The sequence below is a fragment of the Bradyrhizobium sp. SBR1B genome (assembly GCF_014198205.1).
Classification (GTDB): Bacteria; Pseudomonadota; Alphaproteobacteria; order Rhizobiales; family Xanthobacteraceae; genus Bradyrhizobium.
Map to the genome: position 1 here is coordinate 1 of NZ_JACIHC010000080.1, position 1,186 is coordinate 1,186.

General features: G+C 62.7%; 1 protein-coding gene. It reads left to right on the plus strand.

The genetic code is table 11. The features are described from left to right. Positions 1-220: 220 nt before the first annotated feature. The gene (locus GGD61_RS40160; protein WP_183232551.1) at positions 221-1,168 is read left to right on the plus strand and encodes an IS110 family transposase; all 948 of its coding nucleotides are present in this window, start codon (positions 221-223) and stop codon (positions 1,166-1,168) included. Positions 1,169-1,186 lie beyond the last annotated feature (18 nt).

The following is a 1,186-nucleotide window of genomic DNA, read 5'->3' on the forward strand; positions in this document are numbered from 1 at the left end:
CTTTGCCCACCCTTGTAATAGCGCGATCGTTTATCTTTGACCTGTTCCATGAGGAATGGCCTGCCGCGGTTTGCACCCCGCGACAGGCCGCTGGCGATCGGATCGAGCCCACCCAGAGCAGTTTATGGCTGCCCCGTAGCGTGATCGCGTCAGCACCTTCATCGGACCCGGATGGTTGCCGGAACAACTTGGTTCGCTTCACAAGGCAGGGTCGAGGAAGATGATACAGACTAGCATAACGACGGCTGGGATCGATACGTCCAAGGCTAAGCTCGATATCGCGGTTCACGGTCGAACCGAACGCTGGCAGGTCGCCAATGCCTTGCCGGGCTGGCGCGCTCTGGCAGCAAATCTGGTCAAAGCCGGCATCACGCGGGTCGGGATCGAGGCGACTGGCGGCTATGAACGTGGCGTGGTGGAGCATTTGCGGTCGGCCGGCTTCGCCGTGCTGTTACTGCAGCCGCTTCAGGTCAAGGCGTTCGGCCAGGTCCATTTGCGCCGGGCCAAGAACGATGCGCTCGACGCGGTCTTGATCGCGGCCTGCGCCGCAGCGCTCGATCCCCCAGAGGTCGCGCCGGATCCGCGATTGACCGAATTGGCCGACTATCTGACCTTCCTCGAGCAGATCGAGGAGGACATCAGGCGCTTCAAGACTCGGCTTGAGCACATCGACGAGCCTGCCTTGCGCCGCATCGTCAACAGCGACATCGCCAGGCTGAAGGCACGCAAGTCGACCCAGATCCGTGACATCGCCAAGCGCCTTCGCGCCTATGACGATCTGGCCAAGCGGCTCAAACTGGTGCTGAGCATTCCCGGCATTGGCGAGCGCACGGCGCTGGCGATCGTCATCCGCATGCCGGAGCTCGGCCGCGTCAGTCGAGAGGAAGCCGCAGCATTGGCCGGGCTGGCTCCCTTCGATTCGGATAGCGGCCAGCACCGCGGACAGCGCAAAATCGCCGGAGGCCGCAGCCGCCTGCGGCGCTCCTTGTTTGCGGCGGCCCTTCCGGCAGCATTCCGTTGGAACAGGGCCCTGATGGCGCTGTACGCCCGTCTCATGGCCAGGGGCAAGGTCCACAACGCAGCACTCATCGCCTGCGCCAGGAAGCTCCTCATTTACGCCAATACTGTCGTACAGCGCGGCACGCCATGGATCGAAAAAGAAGCCTAGCTCTTAATGGTTGCTACG

Excerpts from the sequence above, each read along its gene's own strand:
- GGD61_RS40160 (WP_183232551.1), top strand. The coding sequence starts at position 221 with ATGATACAGACTAGCATAACGACGGCTGGGATCGATACGTCCAAGGCT.